At 57.5% G+C, this 15,727-nt stretch carries 15 protein-coding genes; 5 read left to right on the forward strand and 10 right to left on the reverse strand.

What is annotated here, in order from left to right; all coding sequences use genetic code 11:
- Nucleotides 1–51 precede the first annotated feature (51 nt).
- The 8 genes from D3Y57_RS13200 to purD all read right to left on the reverse strand — a co-directional run bounded on the left by D3Y57_RS13200 (nt 52) and on the right by purD (nt 6,553).
- On the reverse strand, nt 52–540 hold the full coding sequence (locus tag D3Y57_RS13200) for a hemerythrin domain-containing protein (RefSeq protein WP_121153365.1): 489 nt from the start codon (nt 538–540) through the stop codon (nt 52–54).
- Between the two features lie 129 nt (nt 541–669).
- Nucleotides 670–1,053, reverse strand: a complete 384-nt coding sequence (locus D3Y57_RS13205; protein WP_121153366.1) for a hypothetical protein — start codon at nt 1,051–1,053, stop codon at nt 670–672.
- Between the two features lie 43 nt (nt 1,054–1,096).
- Nucleotides 1,097–1,609, reverse strand: coding sequence for a demethoxyubiquinone hydroxylase family protein (locus tag D3Y57_RS13210; protein WP_121153367.1), 513 nt, complete (start codon nt 1,607–1,609; stop codon nt 1,097–1,099).
- Nucleotides 1,606–2,058, reverse strand: a complete 453-nt coding sequence (locus D3Y57_RS13215) for a disulfide bond formation protein B (RefSeq protein ID WP_121153368.1) — start codon at nt 2,056–2,058, stop codon at nt 1,606–1,608. Before D3Y57_RS13215 ends, D3Y57_RS13210 begins: the two co-directional genes overlap by 4 nt.
- On the reverse strand, nt 2,055–3,380 hold the full coding sequence (locus D3Y57_RS13220) for a S41 family peptidase (protein WP_121155902.1): 1,326 nt from the start codon (nt 3,378–3,380) through the stop codon (nt 2,055–2,057). The genes D3Y57_RS13215 and D3Y57_RS13220 overlap by 4 nt, the downstream gene beginning before the upstream one ends.
- Before the next feature lie 95 nt (nt 3,381–3,475).
- Entirely contained in the window at nt 3,476–4,630 is a 1,155-nt protein-coding gene (locus D3Y57_RS13225) for a murein hydrolase activator EnvC family protein (protein ID WP_121153369.1), read from the reverse strand.
- A 35-nt stretch (nt 4,631–4,665) separates the two neighbouring features.
- Entirely contained in the window at nt 4,666–5,121 is a 456-nt protein-coding gene (locus D3Y57_RS13230; protein WP_121153370.1) for a hypothetical protein, read from the reverse strand.
- Nucleotides 5,122–5,269: 148 nt separating this feature from the next.
- Nucleotides 5,270–6,553: a phosphoribosylamine--glycine ligase gene (gene purD, locus D3Y57_RS13235; RefSeq protein ID WP_121153371.1), complete on the reverse strand. Its 1,284-nt coding sequence runs from the start codon at nt 6,551–6,553 to the stop codon at nt 5,270–5,272.
- Between purD and xseA the strand changes: the two genes are divergently transcribed.
- Genes xseA through D3Y57_RS13250 form a run of 3 tightly spaced genes read left to right on the forward strand, consistent with a single transcriptional unit; the run spans nt 6,552 to nt 9,042 of the window.
- Complete coding sequence (gene xseA, locus D3Y57_RS13240) at nt 6,552–7,970, forward strand: exodeoxyribonuclease VII large subunit (protein WP_121153372.1); 1,419 nt, start codon at nt 6,552–6,554, stop codon at nt 7,968–7,970. The genes purD and xseA overlap by 2 nt on opposite strands.
- Before the next feature lie 14 nt (nt 7,971–7,984).
- Complete coding sequence (locus D3Y57_RS13245) at nt 7,985–8,185, forward strand: DUF2093 domain-containing protein (RefSeq protein WP_121153373.1); 201 nt, start codon at nt 7,985–7,987, stop codon at nt 8,183–8,185.
- Nucleotides 8,182–9,042, forward strand: coding sequence for a M23 family metallopeptidase (locus D3Y57_RS13250; RefSeq protein WP_121153374.1), 861 nt, complete (start codon nt 8,182–8,184; stop codon nt 9,040–9,042). Before D3Y57_RS13245 ends, D3Y57_RS13250 begins: the two co-directional genes overlap by 4 nt.
- A gap of 285 nt (nt 9,043–9,327) precedes the next feature.
- Here D3Y57_RS13250 and D3Y57_RS13255 read toward each other — a convergent pair whose 3' ends face one another.
- Nucleotides 9,328–11,580, reverse strand: coding sequence for an EAL domain-containing protein (locus D3Y57_RS13255; protein WP_162987112.1), 2,253 nt, complete (start codon nt 11,578–11,580; stop codon nt 9,328–9,330).
- A 430-nt stretch (nt 11,581–12,010) separates the two neighbouring features.
- Between D3Y57_RS13255 and D3Y57_RS13260 the strand changes: the two genes are divergently transcribed.
- Nucleotides 12,011–14,677, forward strand: coding sequence for a TonB-dependent receptor domain-containing protein (locus D3Y57_RS13260; RefSeq protein ID WP_277873308.1), 2,667 nt, complete (start codon nt 12,011–12,013; stop codon nt 14,675–14,677).
- Between the two features lie 17 nt (nt 14,678–14,694).
- The gene (locus tag D3Y57_RS21165; RefSeq protein WP_277873309.1) at nt 14,695–15,063 is read left to right on the forward strand and encodes a TonB-dependent receptor; all 369 of its coding nucleotides are present in this window, start codon (nt 14,695–14,697) and stop codon (nt 15,061–15,063) included.
- A 78-nt stretch (nt 15,064–15,141) separates the two neighbouring features.
- Here D3Y57_RS21165 and D3Y57_RS13265 read toward each other — a convergent pair whose 3' ends face one another.
- Nucleotides 15,142–15,690, reverse strand: coding sequence for a hypothetical protein (locus tag D3Y57_RS13265; RefSeq protein ID WP_121153376.1), 549 nt, complete (start codon nt 15,688–15,690; stop codon nt 15,142–15,144).
- Between the last annotated feature and the right edge of the window lie 37 nt (nt 15,691–15,727).

Below are 15,727 nucleotides of genomic sequence, written 5' to 3' on the forward strand. Positions count from 1 at the left end.
AAGGGCAATGGGACAAAGACTGGGCTGCACCTCAGTCCGGTCGCGACCGAACTATTCCTTCTCTTCCTTTTCCGTAGGGTTGGTTTCCGCAGCTTTCTGGCTTTCGGCTGGCTTGCGCTTCTCAAAAACCTTCGCGAGTCGGACTTCATCGGCGTCCGACAGATGTTCGGCAGCCTTGGGAAACATTTCCTCTTCTTCCTCGGTGATATGGTGATCGTAACGCGTTCGCATCTGAGTGAATTTCCGGCTCCATTCAGGCGTATCGACCTCCTGCTGGTAAAGCTCGGTCAGCATGTCGTCGACTTCCTTGTGTTCGGAAACTGAATGGCGCGCGTCGTCCTGCATTTCGGGGTCCATCATCATCGTGGCATAGAGGGATTGCTCCTCGGCCGCGGCATGTCCCGATACGTCGATGCGGAATTTTTCGAAGAGACCGGCGCGGGTTTTCTTATCGCCCTTTGCATCGGCGATTGCGCTTAGAACTTCGCGGTGGCGATCGTGATCGGCCTTGAGATCGTCAAAAATCTTTGCTGTTGCCATGAAGTGTCTCCCTGTCGGGTGACCAACAATTCAGGTGGTAAATAGCTCCATCTGTTCGACTTTCTGCGCAACGAGCGATCGTATCAGGCCAAACGGAACTCTGTTATCAGTCGCGAAGGCTTTACACGCTTATGGCTTAACGTCGGGCGCTGCCTCAGCATCGGCTTTGCGCTCAGCGCGGGCCGCCTGCATCTGCTGGAGATAGCATCCGGTCCAACCACCCGCGCCGACTGCTGAGCAACTACCCGTGCCAGTGCGAGCACCTGCATCTATCGTTCCCTGCGCGCGTGCCCCCCAAGCCTGATTGGCGGGCGCAATCGGTCCCGTGTTTCGAAACTGTTTGGGAATGCGATACCGATCGGCCTCGGACCCGCGAACGCAGATCGTGTCCTTGGGGCAGGTGTCATTCCCGAAGATCGTCAGCACGCGATCGTTCACTGCATTTTGGGCGAAAGCCGGCAATGATAAAGTGGCGGGGGCTAACATCAGGGCGGCGATCAGAATTTTGCGCATTGGAGTACCTCTCATCATCGACATGAACGCATCATGGCCGGATTCATATCCGTTTCGTTACCGCAATCGCCACTCGACAACCCAACCGGATCGCTGCCGACATCAAAGGAAAATCATCTGTGCCCGGCGCTTCGGCCGCGAGTGTTCTATGCTCTACTTCCTCGGCCTGAAAATCTGCAACGGCTTCAGACAATTCGGGGTCTCTGCTCCCCAGTTCAACGATCTGCTGACCGTAATGGCGGTCGATTTCGGTTTCTATCGCGACGGTGCAGGCCATCGCCGCCGCGGGGCCAAGCAATGCCGTTGCCATGCCGAGTCCGTAGCCCGCGACATTCCAGATTGGCTGAAGCAAAGTCGGACGAACACCGCGTTCTACAATCATCCGATCGAAAGTTTTGCGATGGCGTTCCTCCTGAGCCGCCATCCGGGCGATCGTGCGCGCAGCGGGGCTGCGGCCGTTCATGATAGCCAACTGCCCAGCATAAATACGGGTCGCGCCATATTCACCAGCCTGATCGACGCGAATCATCGATTCGGTGTCGGCCCTGAGGCTCATCGCGGCTTCCTCAGCAGGTTCAGGATGAGCAGACCGCCCGCGATCGAAATGATCGCATTGAATCCGGCCAGCGAGATGCCGAATAGTGTCCATTGAGCAGTATCGCAGCGGATCAGCGGCGCAGCCATGATATCTGCGAGTGTCCCGCCACCGATGCGAGAGCAGGTCGTGATGCCCTGCCACCAATGATATTCGACGCCCGCGTGCCAGACGCCGATCCCGCCTGAAATCAGAATGGCAAAGGCAGCAAGCACAACGAGCGGTGACCGCATTGGCTTGATCAGGAAGGCGAGCAATGCAATGCCGAGTGCGGCGTAATGCGGCCAGCGCTGCCAGTGGCACATCTCGCAAGGGTAAAGATGGCCGATAAGCTGCGAGCCCCACGCTCCTGCCAGCAAAGCGGCTGGCATTGCGAAGGCAAAGATGTTGGCGCGGTCGAGGCGGGTCACTTGCGCGTCGTCGCCTGCGCCGGGGGCGCCTTGGCAAGACGGGCGATCGTGTCGAGCGCGTAGCTCAACTGGAAGTCGGTGATGCCCTTTGCCTTCAGTGATTCGGGTGTCCCGACGAAGCGTGGGTCAGTTTTCTGGTCTTCTTCGAGCACGCTGTTATCGACCTTTGCCTCGTTGATGAGGTGTCGACGGAGGTCAGCTTCGCGGAAACGCGGCCGCGTCTTGTAATCGGGATCGCTCAACTGCGGCACGATCAGATCGGGTTCGATGCCACCCTCCTGAACCGAACGCCCCGAAGGCGTGAAATAGCGCGCCGTCGTCAGGCGCAGCGCGGTCGAATCGCTGAGCGGCAGCAATGTCTGGACCGAACCCTTGCCAAAGGTGCGCTCGCCCATGACCAGCGCGCGGTGTTGATCCTGAAGCGCGCCGGCCACGATTTCGGCTGCCGAAGCGGAGCCTGCATCGACCAGCACAACGATTGGCAGTCCGTGGGCAAAGTCGCCGGGTTTGGCGAAATAACGTTCGATATCGCGTCGGTCGCGACCGCGCTGGGAAACAATTTCGCCATGGTCGAGGAAGTCGTCGCTGACCGAAACTGCTTCGTCGAGCAAGCCGCCGGGATTCGAGCGGAGATCGACGACATAGCCAAGCGGCTGGTGGCCAAGCATCTTGTCGATGCCGGTAAGCGCCGCGTGAACGGCAACGCCCGTGTCCTTCGAAAACGCATTAATGTTGATGTAGCCGACCTGGCCGCGGACTTCCCATTTCACCGGCTTCAGTTCGATGATCTCACGCGTAATAGTGACATCGAAGGGCTTGTCGCGACCGGCGCGAACGATGGTCAGCTTAACCGTTGTGCCAGGCTGGCCACGCATCTGATCTACCGCCTCATCCAGCGTGCCACCGAAAATCAGCGTGCCGTTCAGGTGTGTGATGAAGTCGCCAGCCTTGATCCCGGCGCGCCATGCGGGCGAATCCTCGGTCGGCGCTATGACCTTGACTGCGCCGTCTTCCATCGAGACCGTCAGGCCGAGACCGCCGTAATTGCCGTCGGTCTGCGTCCGCATCTGTTCGAAATCGCGGGCGTCGAGGTACGAACTATGCGGATCGAGGCTGGCTAGCATCCCGTCGATCGCGCCTTTGATCAGTTTTTGATCGTCAACCTTGTCGACGTAGTCGGCGCGAATGCGTTCGAACACAGCGATGAAAGTATCGAGGCTACGGTAAACATTGACATCGACCGCCGCGACAGCCGCTGTTGTCACTGGAACGAGCGCGATGGCGAAAACGGTCAGGAACGCACGCAGGGGGAACTTCGGCATCGAATATCCTTGAGAATCCAACATGCGTTACCGTGAAAACAGGTCAACCCACAAGGTCATCGATTGGCCGCATCCCAATGTATATAAGACTGCCGTCAGCCGATGAGGCGTGCGATATCGATGGGCTGACCCATTTTTCGTAATTCGACCGTAATCGTCGGGCGAGAGGCACCCGCCTTGCCGATTGGCGAACCCTGATCAACAGCATCTCCGACCCGGACGTCGAGCGCGGCGAGGCTGGTTATTAACGTGGTCCAGCCCCGGCCATGATCGACGATCACGATATTGCCATAGCCGCGATAAGGGCCTGCAAATGCGATCCGGCCACCTGTGGGCGCAACGACCTGAGCGCCGGGTCGCGTGGCGATCGTGAGGCCGCGCGCGCGGATGCCGGTGGCAGATACCTCGCCAAGCCCGGTAATGACCTGACCGATCACAGGGAGCCGATAGGGTGCCTGTCCGCCGGTTGCGTTGGCGGACGTTGCGGCTGGAAGCGCGCGCGCCTCTCCGGGCTTAATCGGGCGTAGCGTCGGGCCGGGTAACGTCTCCAGTGTCGAGCGTACTTCAGCCGACGCGCCGATCCGGGTCATTAGTTCGCCGATATCGCGCGCTTCCTCGCCCATCGCCAGCGCGCGATCCTGTTCAACGATGGCGCTGCCTGACAGGGCATCCGATGCACGGCGCCGTTCCAGCGCCAACGCCGCGAGTGTGTTGCGCTGTGTAACAAGCGCCTGCTGGCTTTGCGCAAACAGGGCGAGCGCACGATCCGCCTGATTCCGAAGATCACGACCACGGGCAACTTCGGCGCGAAGACCCGCCGTACGTGCCTCGACCACGGGAACGATCGCGGACAACAGGGCGCGAACATGGACGAGATCGTCGAGCGATCCGGGCTGAACGAGAGTAAGCGCGGCGGGGCGGCGGGCCAGCGCCTGTAACGCCGCCATAAGGCGAATCATTGGACCCTGTTGGATGGCCAGTCGCGCACGCTGATCACGACGCAATCGTTCGATAATGGCAATCCGTGCTTCGGCAGCATCGATATCCGCCTCTGCACCCTGCACCCGAGCAGCGACGGCAGCAGAGCGCGACCGGGCCTGCTCGGCTTGATTGCGAGCGGCGGCGGCTGACATTTCGAGCCGCTGCGAACGTTGCTGAGCGGCACTTGCCTTGGCGCGGGCATCAGAAAAAGCGCGGCGTTCGTCATTCAGCGACTGTCCCAGCGCAGCCGACGCTGCAAGCGTCGCCAAAGCAATTGCCCCCCAGGATCGAATCGCCTGTCGGCTCACCCGCCGTTGATCTTGCCGAATTCACTCTCGAACGCGGCGCGGTCCCCCGAAGCCAGAATTCGGGCTTGATCGACCCAGCGGTCCTGTTCGATGCGGCCTTTGAACGGCCCCAGATGCTGGTCGAGGTTGACCTGTTCCTCGGGAGTTAGCCGCGCAATCTGTTCGAATCGTGTTATGCCCAAACCGTTGAGCATCATGGCGATGCGTGGCCCCAATCCCTTTATCTCGAGCAGATTATCGGGCGTCCCGGCGATAGGCTCGATTAAGAAAGCGGGTTGTTTGATTTCGGGCTCGTCAACGACCGGCGCAATCTCGCGCGACAGTGTTGGTCTGATCGACTGTTCCTGATCAAGCGCGACATGCTTGCCACGTCGGACCCACAAGACACCTGCGACGACCAAAAGCAGCACTACAACCAGTATCGGCCAGTATTGCTGCGTTAAATTAAGCATAGATCAGTTTCCCCTGCCGCTCGGGCAACCTATAAGACATTGGCGAGCATCGTTATAATAGAAGGTAGCCACCTGCTGGGTGGTTGGCTCGTTGTTGAGCGGCATCCTAGAAATTCGGTTAAATGTCCAGCAGCGCGCCAAAAATGGATCAAGTTGCCGCCAGTTCGCGTTGCACTTCCCGCCACCCGATATCTCTACGATAAAACCCTGTCGGAAAATCTATACAGTCGATCGCAGTATAAGCCGATCGTTTTGCATCCGTAACATTGAGACCCAAAGCGGTAACAGCCAGCACACGGCCGCCGGTTGCGATTAAACCCGCTTCGCTTGCGCTGGTCCCTGCGTGAAAGACGACCGAGCCCCGCTTGCCCGCCTGTGCAAGTCCATCAATCTTGCCGCCCTTTTCTGGCACACCGGGATATCCGCGCGCCGCTATTACGACGGTAAGTGCGGCTTTCTCACAAAAGAGCAGGGAAGGCGCAGTGGCAAGCGAACCGGTTGCCACCGCGAGCAACAAGGCTGTCAAATCGCCTTCGAAACGGGGCATAAGCACCTGTGTTTCTGGATCACCGAACCGCGCATTATATTCGATGAGCTTTGGGCCGTCCGGGGTCAGCATCAGTCCGGCATATAACACGCCGACAAATGGCATTCCGGCCTCGCGCATCGCTGTAACCGTCGGCTCGATAATTTGGCGCATTGCCTCGGCTTCCAGCGCCGGAGTCAACACGCTGGCGGGACTGTATGCACCCATGCCGCCCGTATTCGGACCGATATCGCCTTCGCCAACACGTTTGTGATCCTGCGCCGATCCGAAGGCAACGACGGTGGTTCCGTCTGTCAACGCGAACAAGCTGGCTTCTTCGCCGGTCAGGAATTCCTCAATGACGATTTCGGTGCCCGCTATGCCGTGCGCCCCGTCGAACATCGCATCGATTGCAGCCAGTGCCTCGGTCTCGTTCTCAGCGATGACGACGCCTTTGCCCGCTGCAAGCCCGTCTGCCTTGATGACGACTGGATAGCCGAACGCGCCGACGGACACGCGCGCGCTCGCAGCGTTATCGTGGCGACTGAACGCGGCGGTGGGAATGTTGTGGAGCGCGCAAAGGTCTTTGGTAAAACCCTTTGACCCCTCCAGTTGTGCGGCCAGTTTGCCTGGACCGAAGGCCGGAACATCGGCGGCGCGCAAACTGTCGGCAAGGCCGTCAACCAACGGTCCTTCAGGGCCGATTACGACAAGCCCGATAGTTTTGGCCTTGCAGAACGCGACAACAGCGGCGTGATCGCCAGCGTCCAGCACCACCAGTTCGGCGTGTTCGGCAATGCCGGGATTGCCCGGCGCGGCGAACAGGCTATCTGTCAGGGGCGACTGCGCGAGCTTCCATGCAAGCGCGTGTTCGCGGCCGCCGCTACCGATCAGCAGGATATTCATGGACGACCTCATTGATTTCGAAGGGCGGCTGTTAGCCGAGAGCGCGCCGGGCGACAACGCAGCACCGCTTACGGTGTCCGAACTATCGTCGCGGCTGAAGCGCCATGTCGAAGATGGGTTTGGCCGGGTTCGTATCCGTGGCGAGATTTCGGGGTGGAAGCGGGTAGCTTCCGGGCACTGCTACCTTGCGCTGAAGGACGACAAGGCAGTCATCGACGGCGTAATGTGGAAGGCGACAGCATCGGCGCTGGCCTTTGCGCCCGAGGATGGTGCGGACGTTATCGCGACGGGCAAGCTGACGATCTATCCGGGGCGGTCAAAATATCAGATCGTAATCGAACGGCTGGAACTGGCGGGTGCTGGCGCGATGCTGGCTTTGCTTGAAAAGTTGAAGGCAAAGCTGGCGGCCGAGGGGCTGTTCGACGCTTCCCGCAAGAAACCGCTGCCTTATCTGCCGCGCACGATCGGGGTGGTGACGTCTCCAACAGGCGCGGTGATTCGTGACATATTGCACCGCCTGTCAGATCGATTCCCGGTGCGGGTCATCGTCTGGCCGGTAATCGTGCAGGGTAATGGTGCTGCTCAAGCAGTGGCGCGAGCTATCGATGGGTTTTCCACGATGCAGGGTGTGGACCGGCCCGATCTGGTGATCGTCGCGCGCGGCGGCGGTTCGGTTGAGGACCTTTGGGCGTTCAACGAGGAGGTTGCCGTTCGTGCGGTGGCGGCGTGTTCGATCCCGATTATATCGGCCGTCGGGCATGAGACCGACACCAGCCTGTGCGATTTCGCCGCCGATGTGCGCGCGCCGACGCCTACGGCTGCGGCCGAAATGGCGGTGCCGGTGCGCGGCGATCTGCTGGCGGCAGTTCAGGAATTGGCGAGTCGGACCCTGCGTTGCGCCCATCGCTATCACGATCATGGTGGGGAGCGTCTGCGTGCGTTGGCGGCGAGACTCCCGAAACAGGATAGTTTGCTCGGGCCACAACGCCAACGAACCGACGATTTGAGCGGCCGTTTGCGGCGTGGGCTAGGCCATCGACTGACCGAGGCACGCGGCGATGTGGCCCGGGCGAGCGGCGCTTTGCGCCCCGCGCTGTTACAGGCGCGACTCGGTCGATCGCAGGAGCGACTGGCGAGTGTGCGGCTCGAAAGGCGGCTCGTGGACCGACCAATCGCACAGGCTCGCGAACAACTCGACCGGTTGTGGCGCGTTGCTCAGTCGCTGCACCCGGATAAGCCGCTCGAGCGCGGTTACGCCAGGGTTGAAAAGCGCGGTGGTGGCGTGGTGGCGAGTGCCAGCGCGGCGCAGGCTGCGGGCGCACTAACGCTGCACTTCCAAGATGGCCCTGTGGACGCGCGGGTTGAGAGAGCGGCGCGACCAGCTTATGATAAACCTCAACAGGACAGTTTGTTCTAAAAAGGTTATTTGAAATGCTCATGTCCCCCGGCGGCCGCGCGGCGAAACTCCACTACATGGCCAATGGCTTTCGGTTGTTGGCGCAAGGCGATCACGTCGTTTGCGCGGTGAGCGGCGAGCATATTCCGCTTGAGGAACTGCGTTACTGGAGCGTCGCGAAGCAAGAGCCTTATGCTTCGGCTGAGATTTCTACAAAGGCCATGCTCGGCAAATGAAGCTGGCCCATCGCTGGGCAGCGCTGACGATCCTCGCGCTGCCGGGGACTGGCTTCGCCGCACCACCGACCACCTTGTCGTTCACGCCCGCCTCGATCGGTGCGTTCCGGCTGGACCGTGTTGCGCAACAGGGCGGAGTCGCGCTGGGTACTGTGCCGACAGGCACCATCCGTCTGGTTAAGGATGGCGCGGAAGTGGAAATTGCTCCCGATGGGCGATTTATCATTGCCTTCGGGCGCGATCACACGACGGTTGCCATCTTGAGTGCAACATTGCGTGATGGTCGGTCGGTTACAGAGCGGCTCAACGTGGCATCGCGCGCGTGGCGAATTGAAAGCTTGCCGACGCTGCCGCATCACAGCCAGCCCGATGCCGAGTTCGAGGCGCGCCGGCCCGCTGAACTGGCGCAGATTGAAGCGGCGCGCCGGGTTGTCAGTGACAGTCAGGGTTGGCGGCAATCGTTTATATGGCCCGCGCGGGGGCGGATAAGCGGTGGTTTTGGATCACAGCGCATTTACGCAGGCCAACCCGGCGCGCCGCATAGCGGCGTCGATGTCGCGGGCGGACTGGGAGCCCCCGTGCTGGCTCCAGCCGACGGGGTCGTGATTCTGGCGGCGGCAAGCGCCTTCACGCTAGAGGGCAATTTGTTGATGGTCGATCATGGCATGGGCCTGAACAGCGCATTCCTCCATCTGTCGCGTATCGATGTAAAGGTTGGCGACCACGTCCATCAGGGCCAGCAGATTGGCGCGATCGGCCAGACAGGCCGCGCCACAGGGCCACATCTCCACTGGGGGATGAAATGGCATGATGAGCGGATCGATCCCGCGCGCATTGTGAGCCTGACGCGGCCCTAAGTCTGGGGAGAAGTTGTTTGGCCCATAATCTTCGGCGCCGACGCTAGATAAGAAAAAGGCCTCGAGTTTCCCCAAGGCCTATTCAATTCAGCGAGTATTTCGCGAAATTGGTTGGATCAGTTCCAACCAAAAAAGCTCGACCAACCCGACCAAACACCACGAACAGTTGGCTTAACAATTTTCTTCGACATCTGCGTTCCCCAAAACGTGCGAGCGCGATCTGCTTGCAAGAAGTAGGGTTAACGTAATTTTAACCAAGGATCAAGGAATTTGGTAAACGCGTTGTTAACCAGTACGTAGCTGCCCTCTACCTATTCCGACACGGCGCTTTAATGTTTCTAAATCAACGGGTTTGCCAACGAGGAACCCTTGAATGACATCGCATCCCATGCCGACAAGCGCGGCTCGCACCGCTTCCGACTCGACTCCCTCGGCAACTACAGTTCGTCCAAGATTATGGGCTACGTCGATTGTCGATTCGACGAGGATGCGGTCGAGTTGGTCGTTTACGATGTTGAATACGAAACGACGGTCGATCTTTACTTCGTTCGATGGCAGCAACTTAAGATATTCTAGCGTCGCGTTCCCGGTTCCGTAGTCGTCGATCGAAACCTGAATCCCACGCTGCGACAGTTTCTTCATCATGGCGAGCTTCAATGGCGATGAAACCAATTGACCGGTTTCGGTAATCTCCAGCGTCAGCGAGGCGTGGGGGAATTGGTGACGGGCAAGTATCGTGTCGATCATTTCGGATAGGTCCGGACGCAGCAACATCTGTGTCGAGAGATTGACTGCGATACTGAACGAATGGCCGAGAGCGGTTATACTGGCAGCCCCCTCGACCGCGCGATCCAGCACGAATTCGGTCAGCCGGTCGATTCTGTTGGCTTCTTCAGCCACAGGAATGAATTGATCGGGACTAATGAGGCCGCGGGTGGGATGCTGCCAGCGAACCAGTGCCTCGGCCCCAATAATCTCTCCCGATGCAGCGGAAGCCTTGGGCTGAAATGCAACCCATAGCTCTTGCGTATCGATGGCGTGATCGAGCCGACTCATCAACGATAGAGCCCAGGCTGCCTCGTCCTGGCGATGGGGATCATACAGCTTCCAGATGTCATTCGCCTGTGAAGCTTCTTCGGCGCACAGCATGGCACTTCCGATGCGACTAGTCATCGGCCGCTCGAAGTCGGCATCAATGCCGAAGGCCAGCGAAAGATCTACATCACGTCCATCGAGCGTGATCGACCGCTTCGACAGTTGATGAAGCCCTTCGATATGATGGGCCAGTTCAAGGCCCATTGGCAGCGATGTCATCCACAACAACGTGTCGTCGCCATGGTATATCTCTGTCTCGGTCTGCCCGATGGTAAGGCGCCGACACACTTCCTGTATAATCCTGTCACCGACGCTTTCATCGAAGCTGGCCGCGATTTCCGACTGGTTCCTCAGCTTGATCGCCACCAGTGTCGCGTCGCGGAACACGGTTCCGTTGCGCAACGCATGAATATTCAGCAGACCGGTCAGGGGGTTTGTCCGCTCGGACGCTTCGATACGACGGAGCATAAGTCCGCGATAAGCGACTATCAGGAACAACAGCAATGCGGGCAGAACATCGACCGTTATCAGCGCTGCATCCAGGAACGCAGGCAATGCTACCAAAGCCGCCAGCGCGATAATCACGGCGGTCGTTCGAACGCGACGGGCACTTGCCCATAAATAGACACAGCCGAGCCCGATGACCACGAGGATAGCCGGAATCCAGCCGTAATTGACCGGAGTGCCACGGAGGAGCGTCTCCGCCCCGATAACATGGAAAAATGCGCCCGGAATCCAGCCTTGGAATACGAGTTGCTGATAGTCATTCAGTCTTGGTGCTGTTGGACCGACGACTACGGTCCTTCCAGCAAGTAGCCGCTTATCGATTCGTCCCTTGACGATATCGACGAAGCTATAAGTGGGTACGGTGTTGGCCTGGATGGACCAGTCGGGCCGATAAAATCCGGTCCTACTGGTGGGCAGCACGGCCATTGCGGTGGAGATGGACGGAACATCGCGTCCTTCAAAGGTGTCCGAAAATGTCAGTTTAGCCGAAAGCGCGAAGGGTGTTCGAAATCCATTCAACGACCGGTAGTCGGCCGCTTTCCGAAATTGGGGAATTGGAAGAATGGTCGATAGCAATCCCGAATTCTGGCCCGATACTTGGGTCATTGCGCCCAGATAAACCCGCCCTCGATGCTTCGCCAAAGCTGTTGCGAATGCCGTATCCGCCGCGACGGTTGTGGGGTCCGAATATGCACGATCGAAATAAACCGATTTTACTCCAGCCGCGAACAAGCGATCGACGAGCTGCGCATCGACAGTGCGCGAAAAAGATACACCACCCAGTTCCGTCGCAGTTTTATCGTCGACGCCAATGACGATTATGTTTCCACTGGCAGGTTGCGATCGGACGACATCCCTCGCGCCCTTCAGAATATCCTCGAGCGGTTCGCCTAGCTCAATCGCACCGCAGAATGTCGCGATTGCTGACGCCGCCAAGAGAATCCGCATTCGGGCTGACAGAGACCGCCACGCCGTTAATAAATTGAGCGCTGGAGTTTTCGTTTTCACATGCCAATCGATAGCGCGCAAAACTTAATAAATGATCTTGCCAGACTCTGTGTAATGTTCAGCCGGTTGCCCAATGGGAGGCACGCTTTCGGCCTTCCCCGGTGACATCGCACATGTCCACACGCGAGCAATCATTTTGAAACTGAGGTTATCCGTTCAGACTCTTGATCAAAGCGTAACTATAAAAACATTGCATAATCTTATCGGGTTTGGCTTTTCAAGTTACGCTACATAACAACTTGTTCATACATCTCGCGTTAAGGTTGCGAGCCTTGCCCACCTTTGTGTGGCTAGCCTTATTATCGATCAGTCAGGTGGCATGTCTGACAGAAAGATAGCCTTAACAGAGAGTTGTATCATGATTTCGTTTTTCCGCGGGCGTTTGCTCGCCTCCTCGCTGTTTGTTGGCGCTGTTGCTGTAACAGGACCGGCTTTTAGCCAGGCGGCGAACAGTCCTCTTCGATCAGCAAACACAGAGGCCGAGGACGCTGACGGCTTAATTATCGTAACCGGTTCGCGCATTCCACGGGCGGCATATGACAATAATCAACCCACGATTACGACATCTGGTGCGCTACTTGATGAGCGGGCTATTACTACGGTGGCGCAAGCTCTTAATCAGACGCCCGGCTTTGGCATTGCTGACAGTTCGCTGGTCGGCAACCAAGGTAACGGGTTCGGCGTTGGCCAAAGCTTCGTGAATCTTTACTCGCTGGGATCTCAGCGCACGCTGACGTTGGTAAACGGTCGCCGCTTTGTCGGCGCTAACCCGGCAAGTGTCTTTTCGTTCGCCGGCAGTGGCACACAGGTCGATTTGAACGTTATCCCGACCAAACTGATCGAAAGAGTTGAGACGATCGGGATCGGTGGAGCGCCGATCTATGGTGCGGATGCGATTGCCGGAACCGTTAACATTATACTTAAGAAAAAGTTCAATGGGTTGGATCTCGATGCCCAGAGTGGCATCAGCAATCAGGCCGATCTGTTCAACTGGCGTGTCAGAGGTCTCGCAGGAACTGATTTCGCTGGCGGGCGCGGTAACTTCACGGCAGTTGCAGAATATGTTTCGTCGGATGGACTGCTCGGTAATGAGCGGGCGTCCATCCGCGCTCAAAATGGTTTCATTGCGCCACTCGATCCGAATTCTCACTTTTCGCAGGTTCTGGCGGGAAACCTTCGCACTTTCCTAGGCACGCCTGGGGGCAATCCCTATATTTTTAATGGTGCCCCTCTAGGCCCAGGTAGCAGTATTGTTGATGCCAATGGAGGCTTTGTTCGCTTCGGCCCCAACGGCAACCTTGTCCCATTTAACACGGGCACGCCAACGGCCGATCCGACAACATTTCTTGGAGGCGATAATCTCAATGCCGCAGATATAACGAATCTTGCAGTCAACAGTGAGCGCATTAATACTGCCGCCTTTATCAACTATGATCTGACCGACTCGGTTCACGCATTTGCTGAGGGTTGGTACTCGAAAAACCGCGCCACCAACCTCGCAGGCCAGCCAGTCTACAACACTGGATTTGCCCAATCCGATCCCGGTAGTTTTAATGTAAACGGCAACTTCGTCTTTAAGCTGAGTAACCCATATCTCACCGCCCAGGCACGCGATATCATTCGCGCAAATCTTGTCGCAAATGGGCTGCCATCCGGCGATGATGCAGACTTTTATGTCGGACGAGCCAATACGGATCTTGTGTCCGGCGTCGCGAAACTGAATCAGGATCTTTATCGTTTCGTCGGTGGATTTAATGGGGATTTAACCCTGTTTGGCAACAAATGGTCATGGGAGGCTTCGGGAAATTATGGACGGACGCGTAGCGAATCCATCACACCGACGCTTGTAGAGCCCAATCTGCGTCGTGCTTTGAATGTCACGACAAACGCTGCGGGACAGATTGTCTGTGCGCCCTTCGCACCGGATCCGAACGACCCGACTGCTCCGCCGAACACCCCAGAATATAGTGGCACGATTTCGACAACTTGTACTCCACTTAATCTGTTTGGTAACGGCGCTCCCAGCCAGGCCGCGCGAGATTACATAACCACGAATGCTCGGACGGTGGCTATCACCAGTCAACGTGATTTTCTCGCAACGATAACTGGCGCTATCGTGAGTCTCCCGGGCGGCGATCTGGCTGCTTCGTTGGGTTATGAAAATCGTCGCGAATATTCGAGCTTCCAGCCGGACACATTTTACACTGCCGCCCTCGGGCGTTCAGCGGCAATAGTTCCCTTAGCTGGCTCTTATACCACCAACGAGGTTTTCGGCGAAGTGCGAGTGCCTTTGATCAGTCCGGCGATGGAGGTGTCTTTTATTCATGCGCTTGAAGCAAACGCTGCTGGTCGCTGGGTGGACAATTCGGTCGCGGGTAAAGCATTTACTTGGACGGCCGGCGGACGTTTTGCACCAACCCGCGATCTGGCGATCCGGGGTAATTTCACACGTTCTATTCGTGCGCCAGCAGCCACTGAACTGTTCGCCGCAAATCAGCCGGCGTTCGACGGGGGTTTTGATCCCTGTGATAGGCGGAGTTTAAGCAGCGGTCCTAATCCCGCAACGCGTCAGGCCAACTGCGCGGCAGCGGGACTTCCAACAAATTTTGTGTCATTAATCACTCGAGCGGCGGTGCCAATTAACGTAATCGGCAATCGAAATCTTCAGAATGAAGTTGCCAACAGTTGGACTATCGGCGCAGTTCTTCAACCTCGTTTCGTACCAAATCTATCGCTCTCGATCGACTATATTAGCATAAATCTGCGCCAAACCATTGTAGCGTCTTCGGCGCGCGATGTTCTGTCAGGTTGCTATGATGCAAATGACTATCCAAACAATGTCTACTGCTCATTGATTACACGTAGCAACGCGGCAAGTAATTTCGGACAGGTTTTGACTCTCGATGAGCCATATATCAATCAGGGCGGACGTGTATTCCGTTCGATACAAGCTGTTTTGGACTATCGAGTTGCTCTTCCTCGATCGATTGGCATGCTCACTCTGGGGCGAATTATCAGCACCTGATCAAACAATATACGATCGTGAGCGATGCGTCCGGGGCGACTCAGACGCGGGGCAATATCGGTAGCAGCATCGATCAGGCAAGCGTTCAGGCAACACTCGACACAGGGTCTGCCAGTTGGTTCAATCAGGTTCGTATTATTGGGCCAGCTTTGTTCGATGCAAGTGAACCAGCCGGAACAAGGGATATTCCCGGCGTTCCTACATATGTGGTCTGGAACACAAGTTTGGCTCTGAAAGCCGGAGAGAAGTTTGTCATCCGCTTCAATGTCGATAATGTCACGAACCGCGGTTTGCCATTCCCGGCCGCAGGCAGCACGGCTCAGAATGTTTATACAGAAGGCCTGTTTGGCCGGACGTATTCGATTGGCGTGAACGTAAAATACTGACCTTGATATCTAATTGAGAGGGGGCGCCGAGCGATCGGCGCCCCTTTTCTGTTCGGCCACCTTCTTGTTCAACGAGGGTCATGCTACCCGCTTGACCCGAAAAGCTGGGCGGCCATTGACGCTCATCTTGTAGCTTCCCATCAGGCCGCGTTTGACCGTGACCTTGTTCGTCGCCTTCAGCGATACGCCAAGCGGCACTTCATCGGTCTGCAGCCAGACTGATCCATCCTCGAGCGTCACGCGCCAATTGCCAAAACTCTCTTGTGCGGCCGATGCGATAACTCCGTCTAACTGGGTAACCGCGTTGGAGTCCGTCGCATCCCCGGTAAACAGCCCGAGACTGGGCAGTTCTAGACCAAAGAGCGAGGACTGCGCTTTTCGTACGCTGGTCTTATCGACAACATAAACATTCTTAGTCGCTATGGCCGTGCTCAGTTCAGCAACCGCAAGATCGTAACATGACAGGCGCTGTGCATTGTCGGTCAACTGTCGACATTTCGCCAGGGCAGTAATCGGGGCCGGCGTTTCGACAGTTGCGGTCTTGGCCCGATCCCGCGCAATCGCGGAGTTAATCCCGAACGGAACCGCCAGCAGTACCGCAGCCATTGGTAAAAATTTCGTGTTCATTTTCAAGCTCTTCCCCTGAATGGCGCTGGTGCATCTG

Origin of the sequence: Sphingomonas paeninsulae (assembly GCF_003660165.1) — a bacterium.
Classification (GTDB): Bacteria; Pseudomonadota; Alphaproteobacteria; order Sphingomonadales; family Sphingomonadaceae; genus Sphingomonas_O; species Sphingomonas_O paeninsulae.

Coding starts and splice junctions, on each gene's coding strand:
- D3Y57_RS13250 (WP_121153374.1), top strand. CDS start 8,182: ATGAAGCTGGCCCATCGCTGGGCAGCGCTGACGATCCTCGCGCTGCCG.
- D3Y57_RS13210 (WP_121153367.1), bottom strand. CDS start 1,609: ATGAGCCTCAGGGCCGACACCGAATCGATGATTCGCGTCGATCAGGCT.
- D3Y57_RS13200 (WP_121153365.1), bottom strand. CDS start 540: ATGGCAACAGCAAAGATTTTTGACGATCTCAAGGCCGATCACGATCGC.
- D3Y57_RS13230 (WP_121153370.1), bottom strand. CDS start 5,121: ATGCTTAATTTAACGCAGCAATACTGGCCGATACTGGTTGTAGTGCTG.
- D3Y57_RS13265 (WP_121153376.1), bottom strand. CDS start 15,690: ATGAACACGAAATTTTTACCAATGGCTGCGGTACTGCTGGCGGTTCCG.
- D3Y57_RS13205 (WP_121153366.1), bottom strand. CDS start 1,053: ATGCGCAAAATTCTGATCGCCGCCCTGATGTTAGCCCCCGCCACTTTA.
- xseA (WP_121153372.1), top strand. CDS start 6,552: ATGGACGACCTCATTGATTTCGAAGGGCGGCTGTTAGCCGAGAGCGCG.
- purD (WP_121153371.1), bottom strand. CDS start 6,553: ATGAATATCCTGCTGATCGGTAGCGGCGGCCGCGAACACGCGCTTGCA.
- D3Y57_RS13245 (WP_121153373.1), top strand. CDS start 7,985: ATGCTCATGTCCCCCGGCGGCCGCGCGGCGAAACTCCACTACATGGCC.
- D3Y57_RS13220 (WP_121155902.1), bottom strand. CDS start 3,380: ATGCCGAAGTTCCCCCTGCGTGCGTTCCTGACCGTTTTCGCCATCGCG.
- D3Y57_RS13260 (WP_277873308.1), top strand. CDS start 12,011: ATGATTTCGTTTTTCCGCGGGCGTTTGCTCGCCTCCTCGCTGTTTGTT.